The sequence below is a fragment of the Clavibacter sp. AC415 genome (assembly GCF_979252985.1).
Genome location: NZ_CEEDAR010000012.1, coordinates 100471 through 119166, shown reverse-complemented (window position 1 = coordinate 119166; position 18696 = coordinate 100471). Strand labels below are relative to the sequence as shown.

General features: G+C 74.9%; 14 protein-coding genes, 1 tRNA gene and 6 pseudogenes. 9 read left to right on the top strand and 12 right to left on the bottom strand.

The features are described 5' to 3' along the window. Positions 1-725: 725 nt before the first annotated feature. From ACZ411_RS04205 to ACZ411_RS04155, 11 genes and pseudogenes are all read right to left on the bottom strand, one after another. Positions 726-1304, bottom strand: a pseudogene (locus ACZ411_RS04205) (FAD-dependent oxidoreductase); the annotation flags it as partial. A gap of 122 nt (positions 1305-1426) precedes the next feature. Then, on the bottom strand, positions 1427-2305 hold the full coding sequence (locus ACZ411_RS04200) for a crotonase/enoyl-CoA hydratase family protein (RefSeq protein ID WP_464168781.1): 879 nt from the start codon (positions 2303-2305) through the stop codon (positions 1427-1429). Positions 2306-2398: 93 nt separating this feature from the next. After that, a pseudogene (locus tag ACZ411_RS04195) lies at positions 2399-3237 on the bottom strand (arginase family protein); the annotation flags it as partial. Between the two features lie 95 nt (positions 3238-3332). After that, positions 3333-3980: an NADPH-dependent F420 reductase gene (locus ACZ411_RS04190; RefSeq protein WP_464168755.1), complete on the bottom strand. Its 648-nt coding sequence runs from the start codon at positions 3978-3980 to the stop codon at positions 3333-3335. A 125-nt stretch (positions 3981-4105) separates the two neighbouring features. Continuing rightward, positions 4106-4849, bottom strand: coding sequence for a PspA/IM30 family protein (locus ACZ411_RS04185; RefSeq protein ID WP_086520663.1), 744 nt, complete (start codon positions 4847-4849; stop codon positions 4106-4108). Between the two features lie 114 nt (positions 4850-4963). Then, on the bottom strand, positions 4964-5167 hold the full coding sequence (locus ACZ411_RS04180) for a hypothetical protein (RefSeq protein WP_464168751.1): 204 nt from the start codon (positions 5165-5167) through the stop codon (positions 4964-4966). Then, entirely contained in the window at positions 5164-6096 is a 933-nt protein-coding gene (locus tag ACZ411_RS04175) for a hypothetical protein (RefSeq protein ID WP_464168791.1), read from the bottom strand. Before ACZ411_RS04175 ends, ACZ411_RS04180 begins: the two co-directional genes overlap by 4 nt. Next, positions 5979-6647, bottom strand: a complete 669-nt coding sequence (locus ACZ411_RS04170; protein ID WP_464168789.1) for a hypothetical protein — start codon at positions 6645-6647, stop codon at positions 5979-5981. Before ACZ411_RS04170 ends, ACZ411_RS04175 begins: the two co-directional genes overlap by 118 nt. A 148-nt stretch (positions 6648-6795) precedes the next feature. Next, a pseudogene (locus ACZ411_RS04165) lies at positions 6796-6939 on the bottom strand (hypothetical protein); the annotation flags it as partial. A 145-nt stretch (positions 6940-7084) separates the two neighbouring features. Further along, the gene (locus tag ACZ411_RS04160; RefSeq protein WP_464168749.1) at positions 7085-7315 is read right to left on the bottom strand and encodes a hypothetical protein; all 231 of its coding nucleotides are present in this window, start codon (positions 7313-7315) and stop codon (positions 7085-7087) included. Positions 7316-7654: 339 nt separating this feature from the next. After that, the gene (locus ACZ411_RS04155; protein WP_104290854.1) at positions 7655-7894 is read right to left on the bottom strand and encodes an antitoxin; all 240 of its coding nucleotides are present in this window, start codon (positions 7892-7894) and stop codon (positions 7655-7657) included. Positions 7895-8085: 191 nt separating this feature from the next. Here ACZ411_RS04155 and ACZ411_RS04150 point away from each other — a divergent pair. The 4 genes and pseudogenes from ACZ411_RS04150 (at position 8086) to ACZ411_RS04135 (ending at position 11188) form a co-directional block, all read left to right on the top strand. Next, a tRNA-Arg gene (locus tag ACZ411_RS04150) sits at positions 8086-8157 on the top strand. Between the two features lie 608 nt (positions 8158-8765). Further along, a complete protein-coding gene (locus tag ACZ411_RS04145) occupies positions 8766-9458 on the top strand; it encodes a pyridoxine/pyridoxamine 5'-phosphate oxidase (RefSeq protein WP_104343253.1) in 693 nt (230 codons plus the stop codon). Positions 9459-9544: 86 nt separating this feature from the next. Next, the gene (locus tag ACZ411_RS04140; protein ID WP_464168746.1) at positions 9545-10312 is read left to right on the top strand and encodes a gamma-glutamyl-gamma-aminobutyrate hydrolase family protein; all 768 of its coding nucleotides are present in this window, start codon (positions 9545-9547) and stop codon (positions 10310-10312) included. Positions 10313-10392: 80 nt separating this feature from the next. After that, positions 10393-11188 (top strand): annotated as a pseudogene (locus tag ACZ411_RS04135) (transglutaminase-like domain-containing protein). Between the two features lie 32 nt (positions 11189-11220). Here the strand turns inward: ACZ411_RS04135 and ACZ411_RS04130 are convergent. Then, positions 11221-11925 carry a hypothetical protein gene (locus ACZ411_RS04130; protein ID WP_464168744.1) on the bottom strand — a complete coding sequence of 235 codons (705 nt, stop codon included), beginning with the start codon at positions 11923-11925 and terminating at the stop codon, positions 11221-11223. A 174-nt stretch (positions 11926-12099) separates the two neighbouring features. Between ACZ411_RS04130 and argS the strand changes: the two are divergent. From argS to thrC, 5 genes and pseudogenes are all read left to right on the top strand, one after another. Further along, positions 12100-13763, top strand: a pseudogene (gene argS, locus ACZ411_RS04125) (arginine--tRNA ligase). Between the two features lie 110 nt (positions 13764-13873). Further along, positions 13874-14605, top strand: a complete 732-nt coding sequence (locus ACZ411_RS04120; protein WP_464168742.1) for an LmeA family phospholipid-binding protein — start codon at positions 13874-13876, stop codon at positions 14603-14605. Between the two features lie 157 nt (positions 14606-14762). Further along, entirely contained in the window at positions 14763-16262 is a 1500-nt protein-coding gene (locus tag ACZ411_RS04115) for a diaminopimelate decarboxylase family protein (protein ID WP_464168740.1), read from the top strand. A 10-nt stretch (positions 16263-16272) separates the two neighbouring features. Next, entirely contained in the window at positions 16273-17604 is a 1332-nt protein-coding gene (locus ACZ411_RS04110) for a homoserine dehydrogenase (protein WP_464168738.1), read from the top strand. Next, positions 17604-18681, top strand: a pseudogene (gene thrC, locus ACZ411_RS04105) (threonine synthase). Before ACZ411_RS04110 ends, thrC begins: the two are co-directional and overlap by 1 nt. Positions 18682-18696: the final 15 nt, after the last annotated feature.

Here is an 18696-nt window from a genome sequence, read left to right as displayed (position 1 = left end):
AGGAGCTCGGCGACGTCGGGGCCGACGAAGGTGACGCCGACGATGACGCCGCGGTCCTCGTCCACCGCCGTGCGCGCCTGCCCGGCGTAGCCGTCGGCGTGGAGGCTCGAGCCCGCGACGGATCCGAGGTCGTAGTCGACGACGCGGGTGCGGAGTGCCCGCGTCCTCCGCCGCCTTCGCCGTGAGGCCGACGCTCGCGACCTCGCGGGTCGGTGAAGGTGACCTGCGGGACCGCGCGGTGGTCGGCCGTGGCGACGTGCACGCCCCAGGGGGAGTCGTCGACGGTGCCGCCGGTCGACGCGCGCGGCGATGACCTCGCCCGCGGCGCGCGCCTGGTACTTGCCCTGGCGGGTCAGCAGCGCCCGGTGGTTGACGTCGCCGACCGCATACAGCCAAGGCGACCCCGCGTTGACGTCGCCCGTGACGAGCATGGTGTCGTCGACGTCGAGGTAGGCGCCCCGGCTCGAGGCCGACGCTGTCGAGGCCCAGGTCCTCGGTGCGCGGGGTGCGGCCCGTCGCGACGAGCACCTCGGCGGCCGTGATCGGAGCCGTCCTCGAGCTCGACGAGCACCTCGTCGCCGTCGCGCGTGACGCGGAGGGCGACGCGCCGAGCCGCACGTCGACGCCCATGCCGCGGAGGCTGTCGGCGACGAGCTCGCCCGCGAACGGCTCCTGCCCGTGAGCAGCCCGCTGCGGGCGACGAGGGTGACGGTGCTGCCGAGGGACGCGTACGCGGTCGCCATCTCGGCCGCGACCACGCCGCCGCCGATGACGACGAGGGAGTCGGGACGACCTCCGCGCTGGTGGCCTCGCGGCTCGTCCACGGCTGCGCCTCGGCGAGGCCCGGGATGTCGGGCAGGCAGGGCGGCGGTGCCCGTGGAGACGGCGACGGCGTGCGTCGCCTCGTGCTCCACCGTGGACCCGTCGGGCGCCGTCACCGTGACGCGGCGGGGACCGGTGATGCGGCCGTGCCCGCGGGCGAGGTCGATGCCGATGCCCTCGAGCCAGCTCACCTGGCCCTCGTCGGACCAGGAGCTCGTGAACGAGTCCCGGCGCGCGAGCACCGCGGCCACGTCGAGGTCGCCGGTCACCGCCTCCCGGGATCCCGCGACGGCGCGGGCCGCGCGGAGGGCGCTGCCGGAGCGGAGCAGCGCCTTGCTGGGCATGCAGGCCCAGTAGGAGCACTCGCCCCCGACGAGCTCGGACTCGACGACGAGCACGGAGAGCCCGCCCTGCTTCGCGCGGTCGGCGACGTTCTCGCCGACGGGGCCGGCACCGATGACGATGAGGTCGTAGGAGGTCATGGTCCCGACCCTACTCGCGGCCCCCGGCAGCCCTCGCCGCCGGTCGGTGGGCGGATCAGCGTCCACGAGCCGCGCCGACACGCGGCCAGCGCCAGCCCCGGCTGAGGGTGGGGGACGGCGGATCAGCGTCCGACGAACTCGGCCGGCTCCCGCAGCGCCGCCGCGCGCATGCCGCGCGCCGCGTCCTCGGATCCCGGCCAGCCGCACGAGCTCCGCCGGCAGCGCGGCGGCGGCGGCGTCCGCCCCTCGCGGAGGGCGGTGCGGGCGTTCCGGAGGGTGGCCTGCACGGCGAGCGGCGCCTGCGCGGCGATGCGCTTGGCGATGCCGACGGCCGCCTCGAGCTGCTCGCCGTCGGGCACGACGAGCTGCACGATCCGCATGCGCCGAGCCTCCTCGGCGTCGAAGAGGTCGCCCGTGAGCATCCAGCGCATGGCGTCGCCCCAGCCCGCGACGGCGGGGAACCGGAGCGTCGCGCCGCCGAAGGGCAGGATCCCGCGGGCCACCTCGATCTGCCCGAACCGCGTGCCGGCGGCCGCGACGACGACGTCGCTGGCGAGCGCCAGCTCGATGCCGAGGGTCAGGCACGTGCCCTGCACCGCGAGGACGACGGGCTTGCCGACGGCGGGTCCGCTGACCTGCCACGGGTCGATGCCGTCGTCGGGCACGGCGTCGAGGCCGCCGCCCGGGCCGCGCCCGATGTGCGGGGCCACGTCGGCGAGGTCGAGGCCGCCCGTGAAGTGGTCGCCGATGGCGTGCACAACGCCGACGCGCAGCTCCGGATCGCGGGAGAGGAGGCCGTAGGCGCTCGCCAGCTCGCGCAGCATCCGCATGTCGGCGGCGTTGCGCTTGGCAGGCCGGTCGAGCCCGATGAGCAGGATGCGGCCCCGCCGCTCGACCCGCACGCGGGGTGCGTCGTCGGGGGTGGTGCCGGTCGGGCCGTCCGGGCGCCCGGTGGCGGGGGAGCGGTCGGGGGCGGATGCGGTGCGGGCGTCGTCGGTCACAGCGGTCTCCTCGTCGATTCCGTCCCAGACTCGCAGGGGAGGCGCCGGGACGCGACCTCCCGTCCGGGACCTCGCGGCCGGGCGGCGGATCGAGACGGGGCCGGTCAGCGCCCCGATGATGCGGAGGATCGTGCCCATGTCGTCGACCGCGGCGGCGGGGAGGAGGGGGCGAACTCGGTGATGCCGGCGCCCGCGAGGCCGAACGACCGCCGCAGCGCCTTGACGGTGTCGGTCACGGCCTGCACGTCCGGCCCGAACGGCTCCGGGTAGCCGACGCCGGCCATGCCGCCGGATCGAGCACGTCGAGGTCGACGTGCACGTAGACGTCGGTGGCGCCGGTCGCGCGCAGTGCCCGGACGACGGCCTCGGGACCCACGGCGTCCGCGCCGACGAGCTGGATCCCGCGGGAGTCCACGAGCTCCGACTCGGCGTCGTCGAGCGCGCGGACGCCGGCGAGCACGACCCGGTCGGCCGTGACGGTGCCCGCGGGGAGCTCCAGCCCGTCGACGCCCTCCCCGAGCACGGCACGGAGCACCATGCCGTGGAAGGCGCCGGACGGCGAGGAGGCGGGGGTGTTGAGGTCGGCGTGCGCGTCGAGCCAGAGGACCGCGAGGCCCGGGTGCGCGCGGGCCGCGTGGCCGATGGACGCGACCTCGACGCCGCAGTCGCCGCCGATCGTGACGAGCGGCCCGGACGCCGCGGCGGAGGCCGCCTGCAGCGCGGCCTCCTGCCGCGTGCGCACCGCGAGGAGGGAGGCGTAGCGGAGCACGCCCGTGCCGAGCGACTCGCCCGCCTCGACGGGCACCTCGACGACGCGGGTGGCGGAGCGCGGGCAGGTCGCCGCGGATCGCCGCCGCGCCGTCCGCGAGCCTCATGGCGCGGGACGAGCCCGAGCCCTGCCATTGGGGGACGACGACGAAGGAGGCGGGCACACCCCCAGTATCGCGTGCGGCGGCGGACATGGCGATGCCCGCCGGCCGCGGTCGGGACCGCGGGCGACGGGCATCGTCGGGAGGGAGGAAGAGGACTACATGTCGCGGTAGCGCTTCGCCTCGGCGAGGGCGGTGCGGAGGCCGGCCGCGTCGAGCTTCGGGCCGTAGCCGGGGGTGTCGCGCTGGATCCGCCAGCCCTCCGCGAGCGGACCCGCGTCGACGGCGTCGTAGCCGAAGGAGTCGAGGATCGCGGTGACCGCGGCCTTCGCCTCGGCGTCGTCCCCCGCGATGACGAGCGCGCGGCGCCCCTCGGTGCCGGCGGGGGTGCCGTCGGTGGTGAGGTCGGCCGCGTAGATGTGGTTGAACGCCTTCACGACCTTCGACTCGGGCAGGTGCCGCTGCAGCATCTCCGCCGTCGTCGTGGACTCGTCGTCCAGCTCGGCGATGTGGCCGTCGCGCTCGGGGTAGTAGTTGTCGGTGTCGATGACGACCTTGCCGGCGAGCGGCGCGACCGGCACGGTGTCGATGCTCTTCAGCGGGATCGTCACGACGACGATCTCGCCCGCCTCGGCGACCTCCTGGACGGTGGCGGCGCGCGCGTGATCCCCGAGCTCGGCGATCAGGTCGGCGAGCGTCTCCGGGCCGCGCGAGTTCGCGATGACGACGTCGTGGCCGGTGGAGGTGAACAGGCGGGCGAGCTGGCCGCCCATGAGTCCGGAGCCGATGATTCCGATGTTGGTCATGGGGAGGGGAACCGGCGGTCCGGACGGTGCATTCCGCACGTGCACCCGGCTCCCAGCTCCCGCAGCGGCGGGAACGACCGCGGGCGCCGCCCCCGGAGGAGACGGCGCCCGCGGTGCGGTGCGGGCTACTCGCCCGACGTGACCTGCTTCGGCGCGGATCCGCCGGACTTGAGCGCGGCGAGGCGCGCCTCCACCTCGGTCAGCTCGCCGAGGTCCTCGAGCTCCTCGAACTGCGCGTCGAGGCTCGACGCCTGCAGCTCCTCGGCGCCGCGGACGCGGGCCTCCTCGCGGCGGATCTTCTGCTCGAACCGGCTGACCTCGCTGGTCGGGTCCATGATGTCGATGCTCTTCATGGCGTCCTGCACCTGCGACTGCGCCTGCACCGTCTTCTGGCGGGCGTTCAGCTCGTCGCGCTTGGACGACAGCTGCTGCAGCTTGCCGCGCATCGTGTCGAGACCCTGCTTGAGCTTCTCCACGACCTCGGTCTGCGACGCGATGGTGGGCTCGGCGCCCTTCGCCTCGCTCTCCGACTGCATCTGGCGCTGCAGCGCGACGCGGGCGAGCGCGTCGAACTTGTCGGCGTTCGGGGTGTTGCCGGCGTTGCGGTACTCGTCCGCCTTCTGGCTCGCGGCGAGGGCCTTGCGACCCCAGTCGCCCGCGGCCTGGACGTCCTCGCGGTGGTCGTCCTCGATCATCCGGAGGTTGCCGATGGTCTGGGCGACGGCGCTCTCGGCCTCGCGGATGCTCTCCGTGTAGTCGCGCACCATCTGGTCCAGCATGAGCTGCGGGTCCTCGGCCTGGTCGATGAGGTTGTTGATGTTGGCCTTCGCGAGCTGGGCGATGCGGCCGAGGATGGACTGCTTGGACATGGGTGCTGCTCCTTCTCGTCTACTGCTACGTCGGAATGGGTTGATCATGGGTCGCTCTCGTCCTGGTTCTCGTGTGTCGCGCCGGTCGTGCGCGTGCGGGGTGATGCCGGGCCGCTAGAAGTCGCCTCCGCCGCCCCCGCCGAAGCCGCCGCCTCCGCCGCCCCCGAAGCCGCCGCCTCCGCCGCCGAAGCTGCCGCCGCCGAAGCCGCCGCCGCCTCCCCAGCCGCCGCCTCCGCCACCGCCGCTCAGCAGGCCGCCGATGATGCCGCCCATGATGGCGCCGCCGAACGCGTCGCCGCCGCCGCGGCCGCCCATCATGCCGCCGCCGTAGCCGCCGTATCCGCCGCCCTGGTCGAGGTCGCGCTGCGCCGCCTCGATGGCATGGGCCGAGTACGCGGTCGCCGCCTGCGACGCGGCGACGGCGCGCACGGGATCGCGCGGGGCCGCCTCGTGGGCGTCGTCGAGCGCGCGCTGGGCCTGCGCCAGGCGCGTGCGCGCCTGCTCGCCGACGGCGCCGCGGCGGGTGGAGATGAAGTCGCGCGCCGTGGCCACCTGGCTCTCGGGCGGTCGACAGCGCCGCGCGGCAGGTAGCCGACGGCGCGCTCCACCTGCTCCTGCTGCTGGCGCACGGGGGCGAGCGCCTCGTCGAGCCGGGCCTCGGCCTCCTGCAGCAGGGTGACGCTCGTGAGGGGGTCGGCGAGCCGGCCCTGCAGCGGCTTCGCGTCGGCGATGGCCTGCTCCGCCGACTGGACGAGGCGGGTCAGCTCCGGCATGCGCCCGCCGCGCTGGGCGGCGCGGGCGTCCTGGATGTCGCTGCGGACGTCGGCGATCTCCTCCTGCACGCGCGTGGACGCGTGCTCGAGGTCCGACGAGACGCGGTCGACGACGTCGAGCAGCTTGCCGGCCTGGCCGACCGCCTGCTGAGCCGCCCGCACCTTGACCGCGAGCCCGCCCGAGGAGGCGCTGTCGCCGGAGCGGATGGAGGCGGCCGCCTCCTGGGCGGTGTCGGTCGCGAAGGAGAGGAGGGAGCGCGCCTGCTCGACGTTGCCGGTGACGGTCGTCATGGAGGGCCCCGCGTAGCGCCGCCCGAGGAGGTCGACGGCCTCCTGCGTGCGCTCGATGCGCGTCTTCAGCGCCTCGGCGTCGGTGACGATGGCGGCGAGCGTCTGGGTGCGTTCTGCTCGAGCGCGCGCAGCTCCTCGAACGACTGCGTCTGCGCGTCGAGCTCGGCGCGGGCCTCCTCGCACAGCTCCACGATGCGCGCGGCCCAGGTGCGCCGCTCCTCGTCGGTGTCCTCGATCGTGTCGTCGAGCTTCTGCTTGAGGGCGAACGCCTCGCGGACCTTTCCCCCCGCCGACGCGAGCGTCTCGCGGTAGGGGCCGACCGCGTCGGCGCCGAACTCCGCCTCCGCGAAGCCGACCTCCTGCTCGCTGGTCTCCAGGGCGTCGTCGAGCTGCACGAGCATGCTGCCCGCGCGCTGCTCGGCCGACTGCATCTCCTTCAGCGCCTCCTGGCGCTTCGCGGCCACGGCCTTCTGCTTCTTCCGACGCCCGAGCAGCGTCATGACGACGGTGGCCAGCAGGATCGCGCCGAGCACGTAGAGCAGGACGAGGCCGAAGTCGATGCCGGACGCGTTCCCGGTGGACGGGCTGGAGCCCGTGCCGGACTCGGCGACGGTGCCCGTCTGCGCGATCGACTCCATGCCCTGCGCGGCGGCGACGGCGGCGCCCGCCCAGTCGTCCTCCTGCAGCTGCGGGACGATCACGGTCTCCTCGAACGACCCCTGGTCGCCCGACACCTGGCCGGTCGGGAAGGCGTACTGCCGTCCGTCGACGGCTACCGCGAGTAGGGCGTCCGAGCTGCCGAAGCCGTTGGCCTGCTCGGTCTGGCGCCCAGGCCTGCGGCGTCGTCTCGCCGGTGAACGTGTCGACGTAGGCGACGTGCAGGGTCACGCCGGTCTGCTCGCGCAGCTGGTCGATCGCCTGCTGGATCTCCTGCTCCTGCGCGGACGTGACCGCGTCGACCTGGTCGAGGATCGTCGCCCCGCCGAAGTCGACCGGCTCCGTCGCCTGCGCGGCGACGGGCACCATGGCCCCGAACAGGCCGAGCGCGAGCGCGGCCCCCAGCAATCTCGCGGACCGCGGCATGCGACTCCTCCGTCGTCTCAAGGTCGTGCTCCCCTCAGGCTAGCGGCCGGGTGCCGTGCGGTGGTCGTGGGCCCCGCGCCCGCCCGGGTCACGCCAGGTCCGCACGGTGCGGTCGCGCGGGTCCCAGGCGGCGGAGCCCGGCGGCCGGGGCCTCCTCCGGCTCGATGCGCCCGAGCGCCGTCACCGCCTCCGCCAGCTGCTCGGCCGTGAGGCGCAGCGCCAGGGAGACGTGCGGGGTCCACGCCCCGGGACGGGTGTGGGGGACGACCTCGGGGAGCGGCGGGGCCGTCCTGATCGGGGTCCTCGTCCGGTCCGGCATGTGCGGCGTCGACCGCGGCGTGGATCCGGGCGTGGAGGTCCAGCAGGGCGCGGTCGACGACGACCTGGCGCGCGAGCACCAGGCCGCGCGGCGGCGCGCCGAAGACCACCAGGCCGCCGAGCCGGACGCTCGGCAGCGGGCCGGACGCGGCGATCGCGCGGAGGGCGTCGTCCGCGGATCCGCCGAGCCCCTCGGCTGCGAGCAGCGTCACGTGCGGGCGGTTCGTCGCCCCGGCGTGGTCGGCGAGGCTCGGGAGGCCGGCATGCGCGAGCGCACGCCACGCCTCCCGGACCCGGGCGTCGGACGCCGCGTCCAGGGTGAGCTCGACGCTCCCGGCGCTCAGCGGCGGGGCGGGTTCGCGGGCGGCGTCGGGCCCTGGCCGCGGCCGCCGTCGGGACCGAGATTGCGGAGCTGCTTGTCCGCGGCCTCGCGGGCCTTCTGGATCTTGTCGGCGTGCTTGCTGCCGGTGGCCTTGTCGGCGAACCCGGACACCTTGTCGATGGCGGTGCGGCCGACGTCCTGGCCCTTGGACGTGCGCAGGAAGCCGGTGGCGGCGGCGGCGATGCGGGACAGCTTCACGGGTGATCTCCTCGTGGGGATGGGAGGCCGCCGTGCCCGGGCGGCGCGGCGGTCGTCCTGGGACCATCTTGGCGTGCCGCGCCTGTGCTGGAGCGGGGAGTCTCCTCGGCGGAGGGAATGCGGCGCGGGACGGGCGGCACGGCGGGGCTCGTCGCCGGCGCTACCCTGGATCCGCGCCATGGCGCACCCTGGCCCCCATAGCTCAGGGGATAGAGCACTGCCCTCCGGAGGCAGGGGCGGAGGTTCGAATCCTCCTGGGGGCACACCTTCCCAAGTCCCGTGTTGGTGCGGCGAGAGGCCGGTCCCGTCCGCGGGACCGGCCTCTCGTGCGTCCGGGCCGTGCCATCGGGTGGCGGCGCGCCGTTCGGCGACTGCGCCCCGGTGGGGACCCTGCGCGCCGGCGGATCCCGTGCCGCCGACGGCGTCGCGTCCGTCGCGACGTCGGATGCGGCTCGTCCGTGGAGGGCGATCCGCGACGGCTCACGACCCGCCGCGGTCCGGCCGAGCGACCGCTGTCGACTCGACGCGCGCCGCGATGAGGCGGGTGCGGAGGACGGCGGAGAACACACGCGGCGGGCCCGGGACGGGTCCCGGGTTCCCGCCGCGTGGCGCTGGGCCCAACTGGGGGAGCGGGCCTGATGACGAAGGTAGCCGCAGCGACCGCCGTCGACCACGTCCGCCGGTACTGGAAAAAAACAGTGGACGGTCGACCAATCCGATCGCCGGAGCGCGTCGAAGGCGCCCCCGCATGGGGCATCATGTGCCCCCGCCCGGTGCCCCCGCCCGGCGCCCCCGCCCGGCGCACGGCGCCCCCGTGCCCTCCCGCCGCCCGTCCCCGGGCGCGCGGAGCCCGGCGGCCTAGGCTCGGGGCATGGCAGACGACGACGACTCCACCCCGGTCCGCGACCTCCTCAGGGGCGCGAAGCCGAAGCCCCACGACTTCCCCGAGCTCGACCCGGCCCGCCTGCCGGACGACCCGATCGACCTGGTCATCGCGTGGATCCGCGACGCCGTCGCCCACGACGCGGCCGAGCCGAACGCGGTCGTGCTCGCCACCGCCGACGCGGAGGGTCGCCCGAGCGCGCGCACGCTCCTGCTGAAGGACGTGACGCCCACCGTCGACGACGAGCCCGGCGCGCTGTGGTTCTCCTCCCTCGCCGAGAGCCCCAAGGGCCGCGACCTCGAGGCCAACCCGCGGGCCGCGCTCGTCGCGTACTGGCGGGAGCGCGGGCGGCAGGTCCGCGCGACGGGTCCCGTGTTCCACGGTGACCGCGAGGTCAGCGAGCGCGACTTCCTCGCCCGCCATCCCGCGTCGCGCGCCGAGGTGATCGCCGGCGACCAGAGCGAGCCGATGCCCGACTCCGAGGAGCGCGACGCCCGCGTGGCCCGGGCGCGGGAGGCCGTGGACGCGGATCCCGAGCTGGTCGCCGAGTCGTGGCAGGCCTACGTCCTCCAGCCGACGACGGTCGAGTTCTGGCAGGCGACCGAGGACCACGGACAGCTGCGGATCATGTACCGCGCGGCTCCCGACGGGTCCTGGACGCACACGCTCGTCTGGCCCTGACCCGGCCGCGTCCCCGTGCGTCGTCGCGTGTTGCGGCAGATGACGCGCGACGTGCGGGGGCGCCGAGGAGCCCGCACACTGGATCCATGCCCACCCCCCTCCGCCGCCTCGCCGTCGTGCAGGTGACCCGATCCCGGCCCGAGGCCGCCGCCTACAACGCGCTCGTGCAGGGCCTCAACGCGCGGGTCGCCGAGGTGGCCGACGCCGCGGGATGGCTGGTCGAGAACATCGCCGCGGAGGACGAGGGCGTCGAGTCGCTGCTCGCCCGCACCCGCGAGGCGGACGCCGTGGTGATCATGGGCGGCGAGGACGTCGCCCCGCGGTTCTACGGCGGAGCCGCCGAGTACGAGGGGCGCTCCCCCACCGCGAGGTGGCGGACGCGGGTCAGGATCGCCCTGGTGCGCCGCGCCGTCGCCGAGGGCACCCCGCTGCTGGGCATCTGCCGCGGCGCCCAGATCGTCAACGTCGCGCTGGGCGGCACCCTGCAGCAGCACATCGAGGGCGTGGGCGGGCACCGCAACGACGCCACGGACATCACGGCCGTCATGCGCGACCACGACGTGCGCGTCTCCGCCGGCAGCCGCCTCGCCGACGCCCTCGGATCCACCGACCTCGTCGTCCGCAGCGCCCACCACCAGGCCGTCGACCGTCCCGGCACCGGGCTCCGCGTCGTGGCCGTCGCTCCCGACGGCGTGCCGGAGGCGGTCGAGCACGAGTCCGCTCCCGTCACGGGCGTGCAGTGGCACCCCGAGGACGCGGGCGCCGACCGCGACCAGCTGCCGGCCCTCCTCGGTGCGCTCGCCGACGCGTGCGCGCTGCGCGAGCCGGTCGACGCGGCCGGCGTCGCCGCCTGACCCGCTGCCCCACCCCGGCCGTCGCGAGCGCGGCATCGCCCGCGGGTGTCGTCGGGCGGATCCGATGCCACGATGGACGCATGCGCCGCGACGTCTCCTCCATGCTCGAGCTGCAGGTCTCCGGCGAGAGCGAGATGGCCTTCGCGGTCGCCGTCGCCCGCGGCGCCGACATCGCGTCCGAGTCCCTGGCCTTCGCCCTCGACGGGGTCCCGGTCGAGGCGACCGAGGTGGTCGACCGGCACGACACCCGCCTGCACGTGCTCACGAGCGGGGCAGGCGTCCTGACCATGGAGTACCGCGCGACCGTGACCGGGCGACGGGACCCCGCGCCCCTCGACGACGTCGACCTCTGGGTCTACCGCCGACCGAGCCGCTACTGCGAGTCCGACACCCTGTTCCCCACGGCGCGCGGCGAGTTCCGCGGCCTCGAGGGGATGCCTCTCCTCGCCGCGGTGCGCGCCTACGTCGCGGGGTCGCTGCGCTACGCGCCGGGATCCAGCCTCCCCACGGACGGCGCGGTGCCGCACCCTCCTCGCGCGGACGCGGGGTCTGCCGCGACTACGCGCACCTGGTCATCGCGATGCTCCGTGCCCTCGACGTGCCCGCGCGCCTCGCGGCCGTGTACGCCCCGGCCTCAGCCCGATGGACTTCCACGCCGTCGCCGAGGCGTGGGTCGACGGCGCGTGGCACGTGGTCGACGCGACCGGCCTCGCGCCCCGGCAGAGCCTCGTGCGCATCTCCACGGGACGCGACGCCTCCGACACCGCGTTCCTCACCAATACGCGGAGCCTCGTGACCATCTCCCGCATGGAGGTGCTCGCGACGGTCGACGAGCTGCCCGTCGACGACCTCGCGGCGCCCGTCCGCCTGGGCTGATCCGGCGCGGCGGGGTCGGGCGCCGACAGGGGTCAGCCGCCGATGGTGGCGAGCACCGCGTTGCCGAGCTCCGCGTGGTCGCCCGGCTCGAAGAACGCGGCGGAGCGCATGACGACCATGTGCTCCGACGAGTAGATGGTCGAGACGCCCGCCGCGTCCTGCAGCTCGAAGTAGGCCTCGACGCCCCCGGGGTAGCCCGCGATGGGGTCGGCCTGGAGGATCGCGGCGTCGCGCCGCGACTGCAGCTCCGCCGCGACGGGCTGTGCCACGTCGATCTCGACCGTCGTGCCGTCCTCCGACGCGAAGGCGCACGCGATGCCCTGCATGGAGAGGACGTCGGCGCGGAGGCCGTCGGCGGAGGTGTCGGCCGGCAGGGGCTGGGAGGCGAATCCGGATCCGAACGAGGCGAGGTCCGGCAGCAGCTGGTCGCACGTGGTGGTGACGGGCGTGCCCTTCGGCGGGGCGGGGGTGGGGGATGCGCTCGCCCCGTGCCGGATCCGCCGCCCGGCGCCTGGCCGCCGCCGGCGCTCGCCGAGGGGTCGGGCGTCGTGGGCTGCAGCGGCTGCGGGTTCGAGCAGCCGGCGAGCAGGAGCGTCACGGCGAGGCCGGCGACGACGAGGGGAGCGGGTCGCGCGACGCGGCTCCGAGCGGGCGCGGGGAGGCGGACGGGCATGGTGGTGCTCCTTCGGATCCTGACGCGCCGCGGGTGCGACGGTCGGCGCGCGGCGACGGGCCACGCGCGGGGAGGCGGGATCGACACCCTACCGAGGCCGGGGGTGACGCCGCTGTGACCGTCCCCGGGGCGCGCGGGGGATGGGCCGACGGGCACGACGACGGCCCGCGGGACGGGCGGGCGGAGGCGCGCCCCAGCCGGCCGGGCGGCATCCCGCCCGCCGGTAGGATCGTTCCCCATGACGACCCCCGACCTGACCGGCGCCCTGTTCGACATCGTGGCTCGGACGGCGGGACGACGATCCGGTGGGGACGCCCTCACGCTGAGCCCCGACATGGTGGTGCTGGAGCGCCCGCGCAACCGCGACCACGGCGACTGGGCCACGAACATCGCCATGCGCATCGCCAAGCCGCTGGGCGAGAGCCCCGCGCCATCGCCGCGGAGATCGCCGAGGAGCTCGGCGCCCTGCCGCAGGTCGCCGCGGTCGACGTCGCCGGGCCCGGCTTCATCAACATCACCCTCGAGGCGGCGGCCGCCGGCGCCCTCGCGCGCACCATCGTCGAGTCCGGGGAGGCGTACGGGCGCGGCACGACGCTCGACGGCATCCGCATCAACCTCGAGTTCGTCTCCGCGAACCCGACCGGCCCCATCCACCTCGGCGGCGTGCGCTGGGCCGCGGTCGGGGACAGCCTCGCCCGGATCCTCCAGGCCGAGGGCGGGGACGTCACGCGGGAGTACTACTTCAACGACCACGGGTCCCAGATCGACCGCTTCGCGCGGAGCCTCCTGGCCAGCCACCTCGGGGAGGACACCCCGGAGGACGGCTACGGCGGCGCCTACATCGGCGAGATCGCCGCGCGCGTGGTCGAGGGCTACGACGGCGACATCGGCGCGCTGCCGCGCGAGGCGCAGCAGGAGGTGTTCCGGAGCGCCGGCACCGAGCTCATGTTCGGCGAGATCAAGCAGAAGCTCCACGACTTCGGCGTCGACTTCGACGTGTTCTTCCACGAGGACTCGCTGCACGAGTCGGGCGCGGTTGACCGGGCCGTCGCCCGCCTCACGGAGCTCGGCCACGTCTTCGAGGAGGACGGCGCCGTCTGGCTCCGCACCACCACGTTCGGCGACGACCGCGACCGCGTCGTGATCCGCTCCACGGGCGAGCCCGCCTACATCTCCGGCGACCTGGGCTACTACCTCGACAAGCGCGAGCGCGGCTTCGAGCAGAACATCATCATGCTGGGCGCCGACCACCACGGCTACGTCGGCCGGATGATGGCCATGGTGGAGGCCTTCGGCGACACCCCGGGCGTCAACCTGCAGATCCTCATCGGCCAGATGGTGAACCTGCTGCGCGACGGCGAGCCCGTGAAGATGAGCAAGCGCGCCGGCACCATCGTCACGCTCGACGACCTGGTCGACGCGGTGGGCGTGGACGCGGGCCGCTACTCGCTCGTGCGCTCATCCGCCGACCAGAACCTCGACATCGACCTCGCGGTGCTCGGCAAGCGCACGAACGACAACCCCGTCTTCTACGTGCAGTACGCCCACGCGCGCACCTGCGCGGTCGACCGGAACGCGGCCGCGTCGGGCGTCGACCGGAGCGCCTTCGCGCCCGAGCTGCTCACGCACCCCACGGAGTCGGCGCTGCTCGGGCTCCTCCAGGAGTTCCCGCGCATCGTCGCCCAGGCGGCGGAGCTCCGCGAGCCGCACCGCGTCGCGCGGTACGTCGAGGAGCTCGCCGGCTCCTACCACCGCTGGTACGACAACTGCCGCGTCGTCCCGCGGGGCGACGAGGAGGTCACCGACCTGCACCGCACGCGCCTGTGGCTGAACGACGCGGTCCGACAGGTCGTCGCGAACGGACTCGACCTCGTGGGCGTCTCCGCCCCCGAGCGCATGTAGGGGGAGCAGGGCATGGCGGGACGGTTCCAGGGCACGGAGGTGTTCGGGGCGCCCGAGCGCAGCGACCCAGGGAGGCCCGGCGTCGGCGACGCGGGCCGCGCGGCGGCACGGTGGTGATCTGGCTCATCGTCCTCGCGGTCATCGGCGTCGGGCTCGCGTTCGGCCTGCGCATCGTCGACCAGACCGTCCGCGGCGTCGCCGAGGACCAGGCGGAGCAGCGGATCGCCGAGCAGCTGCCCGGCCAGGTCACGGGCCGGGTCAACGTCTCCATCGAGGGCGACTGGGTGATCCCGCAGCTCATCCGCGGCACCCTCGACCGCGTGGTGCTGGAAGGGCCGAACCTGCAGGCCGACGGGACGCCGTTCCAGGCCCGCATCGTCGCCACCGACGTGCCCACCGACCAGGAGCGCACCGTCGGCGAGGTCGTCGCGACCGTGTCGATGGACCAGGCGCCGGCCAGCGCGCTGCTGCAGCGGACGGCGGGCACGCCGCCCGACCTGCTCTTCGGGGACGGGACGCTCGGCTACAGCGGGTCGACGCGGTCCTCGGCCTCACGCTCGGCTACACGGTCGCCGCCACCCCCGTGCTGCGCGACCCCTCGACCGTGGTCATCACGCCCGCCGAGGTCACCGTGCAGGCGGGCTCGTTCGAGGTCGACCTCGCGCAGACGATCCAGGGCATCCGCGACATCACCTACCCGGTGTGCGTCGCCCAGTACCTCCCCGGCGGGCGTCGACGTGCAGGACGTGACCGTCGCCGACGGGCGCGCCTCCGTCACGGTGCGGTCCACGTCGCTGAAGCTCACGCGGGACTCGGTCGGGGTGTCCGGCACCTGCGGCTGACCCCTCGCACCGGCCCGTCGGAGCGGGCGTCACATGGGCCGGGCGCCCCGGCGCGCCTCGGTAGGATGGCTCGCACCGCCCCCTTTCGGCTTCAGGGACCACACCGGGTCCGCTCGCCATCCCGCACGTCCGCCCCGCGCCCGAAGAGGTGACCCACGTGACCGCGAACCCCCTGGCTCCGTCCTGGCTGCGGCCGCCCGACGACGCCAACGCGCTCGATCCGGCCGTCTGGTCCCGCGGCACCGTCCGCGGGTCCGACGGCGCCATCCGCATCGCCGGCGTCGGCGCCGCCGAGCTCGCCGAGCGCTTCGGCACGCCCGTCTACGTGGTCGACGAGGACGACGTCCGGGGACGCGCCGCGGAGGCGCTCGCCGCCTTCACGCGGGAGGCCGGGGCCGTGGGCACGACCGCGCGCGTGTACTACGCGGGCAAGGCCTTCCTCAGCATCGAGGTGGCGCGCTGGATGGTGGAGGAGGGCCTCCACATCGACGTGTGCTCCGGCGGCGAGCTCGCCGTCGCGCTGGCCGCCGGCGCCGACCCCGCCCGCCTCGGCTTCCACGGCAACAACAAGCCCGTCGTCGACATCGACCGCGCGGTCGGGGTCGGCATCGGCCAGATCGTCGTCGACAGCGTCATCGAGGTCGAGCGCATCGCGGCCGCGGCCGCCGCGCACGGCCGCGTGCAGGCCGTGCGGCTCCGCGTGAACAGCGGCGTGCACGCCCACACGCACGAGTACCTCGCCACCGCGCGCGAGGACCAGAAGTTCGGGATCACGCTCGCGGACGCACCCGACGTCGTCGCGCGCATCCGGTCGCACGCGTCCCTCTCCTTCACGGGCCTGCACGCGCACATCGGCAGCCAGATCTTCGAGACCGACGCCTTCGTCGAGTCCGCGCGCCGGCTCCTCGACCTCCACGAGCTGCTCCTCGCCGACGGGCCGGTGGCGGAGCTCAACCTCGGCGGCGGCTTCGGCATCGCCTACACGTCCGTCGACCGCCCCGTGCCCGTGCCCGAGATCGCCCGCCGCCTCACCCGCATCGTGGGCGACGAGTGCGCGCGCCGCGGCATCGCGGTGCCGGTCATCGCGGTCGAGCCCGGCCGCAGCATCGTGGGGCCGTCCACCGCGACGCTCTACACGGTGGGCACGGTCAAGGACGTCCTCGTGACCGTCGGCGGCGTCGACGGCGCGGTCGCCGAGGCGGAGTCCGTCACGGGCGACATCGAGGACCCGCGCGTCGCGGAGGAGGCCGAGACGGCCGTCCGCCGCTACGTCAGCGTCGACGGCGGCATGAGCGACAACGCCCGGCCGGCCCTCTACGGCGCCGACTACGGCGTGCGCCTCGCCAGCCGCTCGTCGGATGCCGAGCCCGCGCTCGTCCGGGTCGCCGGCGGGCACTGCGAGAGCGGCGACCTCGTCGTCCTCGCCGACTACCTCCCGGGCGACGTGCGCCCCGACGACCTCGTCGCCGTCCCCGCCACCGGCGCCTACTGCTGGTCGCTCGCGAGCAACTACAACTGGATCGGCCGTCCGCCCGTCGTCGCCGTGCGCGACGGCCGGGCGCGCGTGATCGTGCGCGGCGAGACGGTGGACGACCTCCTCGCGCGCGACGCGGGCACGCCCGTCGCGGGCGCGCCCGCCGCCGCATCCCCGACGTGAACGGAGCACGATGATCGAGTACCGGAACCTGCGCGTCGCCCTGCTGGGGTGCGGCTCGGTCGGCACCCAGGTGGCGCGCCTCATGCGGGAGCACGGCGACGAGCTGGCGCAGCGCGTCGGCGCGCGTCTGGAGCTCGTCGGCATCGCGGTGCGCGACGCCGACGCGCCCCGCGACGCGTCCGTCCCGCGCGAGCTCCTCACCACCGACGCGGAGACGCTCATCCTCGGCGCCGACATCGTCATCGAGCTGATGGGCGGCATCGAGCCGGCCCGCACGCACATCCTCCAGGCGATCCGCTCCGGCGCCGACGTCGTGACCGCCAACAAGGCCCTCGTCGCGACCCACGGGCCGGAGCTCTTCGCGGCGGCCGAGCAGGTGGGCGCCCAGCTCTACTACGAGGCGGCCGTCGCGGGCGCCATCCCCATCATCCGGCCGCTGCGCGACAGCCTCGCGGGTGACCGGGTCGAGCGGATCCTCGGGATCGTCAACGGCACGACGAACTACATCCTCGACGAGATGGACGCCCACGGGCTCGGCTTCGACGAGGCCCTGGCCACGGCGACGGAGCTCGGCTACGCGGAGGCCGACCCCACGGCCGACATCGAGGGCTACGACGCCGCCCAGAAGGCCGCCATCCTCGCGAGCCTCGCCTTCCACACGCGCGTGCCGGTCGAGGCCGTGCACCGCGAGGGCATCACCGGGCTCTCGTCCGCGCAGTTCGACTCCGCGCGGAAGGCCGGATACGTCATCAAGCTGCTGGCCATCTGCGAGCGCCTCACCGATCCCGCCACCGGGCGCGACGGCGTCTCCGCCCGCGTCTACCCGGCCCTCGTGCCGCGCGACCACCCGCTGGCCGCGGTGCACGGCGCGAACAACGCCGTCTTCGTGGAGGCGGAGGCCGCGGGCGACCTCATGTTCTACGGCGCCGGCGCCGGGGCAGTGCAGACCGCGTCCGCCGTGCTCGGCGACGTCGTCTCCGCCGCGCGACGCCACGTCGTCGGCGGGCCGGGCGTCGCCGAGTCGGCGCACGCCGACCTCGAGACGCTGCCCGTGGGCGCGATCACGACGCAGTACCAGATCACGCTGCAGGTGGCGGACGAGCCGGGCGTGCTCGCCCGCATCGCGCACCTGTTCAGCGAGCACGGCGTCTCCGTCGAGACGCTGGAGCAGACCACGCACCAGGCTCCCGTGGCGGGAGGGGCGGGCGACCGGCCCACCGCTAGCCTGGTGATCGGCACGCACCGCGCCACCGACGCGGCCCTCCGGGCCACCGTCGACGCGGTGTCGAACCTCGACGCGGTGACGGCAGTCGCGAGCGTCCTCCGAGTAGAAGGAGCCTGATGGCCCACCAATGGCGCGGACTGCTCCGCGAATACGCCGACCGCCTCGACGTCACGGACGCCACCCCGATCATCACGCTCGGCGAGGGCGGCACCCCGCCCATCCCCGCGCCCGCCCTGTCCGCCCGCACGGGTGCGAAGGTCTGGGTCAAGTACGAGGGCATGAACCCCACGGGCTCCTTCAAGGACCGCGGCATGACCATGGCGATCTCCAAGGCCGTGGAGCACGGGGCCAAGGCCGTCATCTGCGCGTCGACCGGCAACACGTCCGCGTCCGCCGCGGCGTACGCGACGCACGCGGGCATCACCGCCGCCGTGCTCGTGCCCGAGGGCAAGATCGCGATGGGCAAGCTCAGCCAGGCCGTCGCGCACGACGCCCAGCTGCTCCAGGTGCGCGGCAACTTCGACGACTGCCTGGACATCGCGCGGGAACTGAGCGCGAACTACCCGGTGCACCTCGTCAACTCGGTCAACAACGACCGCATCGAGGGCCAGAAGACGGGCGCGTTCGAGGTCGTCGAGGTCCTGGGCGACGCCCCCGACTTCCACTTCATCCCCGTCGGCAACGCCGGCAACTACACCGCGTACACGCGCGGCTACCGCGAGGACCTCGAGGCCGGCAACGCGACGCGCCTCCCGCGCATGTTCGGCTTCCAGGCCGCGGGCAGCGCGCCCATCGTCGACGGCGCCATCGTCAAGGACCCCGACACCATCGCCAGCGCCATCCGCATCGGCAACCCCGCGTCGTGGAAGCTCGCCCTCGAGGCGCAGCTGCTCACGGACGGCTACTTCGGCGCGATCTCCGACGCGAAGATCCTCGAGGCGCACCGCATCCTGTCCGCCGAGGTCGGCATCTTCGTGGAGCCGGCGTCGGCCATCAGCGTCGCGGGGCTCCTCGAGCGCGCCGAGGCCGGGCAGATCCCGAAGGGCGCCACCGTCGTCCTCACTGTCACGGGCCACGGGCTCAAGGACCCCGCAGTGGGCGCTCCGCACGGCCGACGGCTCCGACGTGGCCCCCACGAGCGTCGGCGTCGACATCGCCGAGATCGCGGGCGTGCTCGACCTGGTCGCGTCGTGACCGACGGCCGGACCG

Bases quoted from the DNA above. Each gene is read 5' to 3' on its own strand.
- ACZ411_RS04190 (WP_464168755.1), bottom strand. From the start codon at position 3,980: ATGACCAACATCGGAATCATCGGCTCCGGACTCATGGGCGGCCAGCTC.
- ACZ411_RS04185 (WP_086520663.1), bottom strand. From the start codon at position 4,849: ATGTCCAAGCAGTCCATCCTCGGCCGCATCGCCCAGCTCGCGAAGGCC.
- ACZ411_RS04180 (WP_464168751.1), bottom strand. From the start codon at position 5,167: ATGATGGGCGGCCGCGGCGGCGGCGACGCGTTCGGCGGCGCCATCATG.
- ACZ411_RS04160 (WP_464168749.1), bottom strand. From the start codon at position 7,315: ATGCCGGACCGGACGAGGACCCCGATCAGGACGGCCCCGCCGCTCCCC.
- ACZ411_RS04145 (WP_104343253.1), top strand. From the start codon at position 8,766: ATGGCAGACGACGACGACTCCACCCCGGTCCGCGACCTCCTCAGGGGC.
- ACZ411_RS04140 (WP_464168746.1), top strand. From the start codon at position 9,545: ATGCCCACCCCCCTCCGCCGCCTCGCCGTCGTGCAGGTGACCCGATCC.
- ACZ411_RS04110 (WP_464168738.1), top strand. From the start codon at position 16,273: ATGATCGAGTACCGGAACCTGCGCGTCGCCCTGCTGGGGTGCGGCTCG.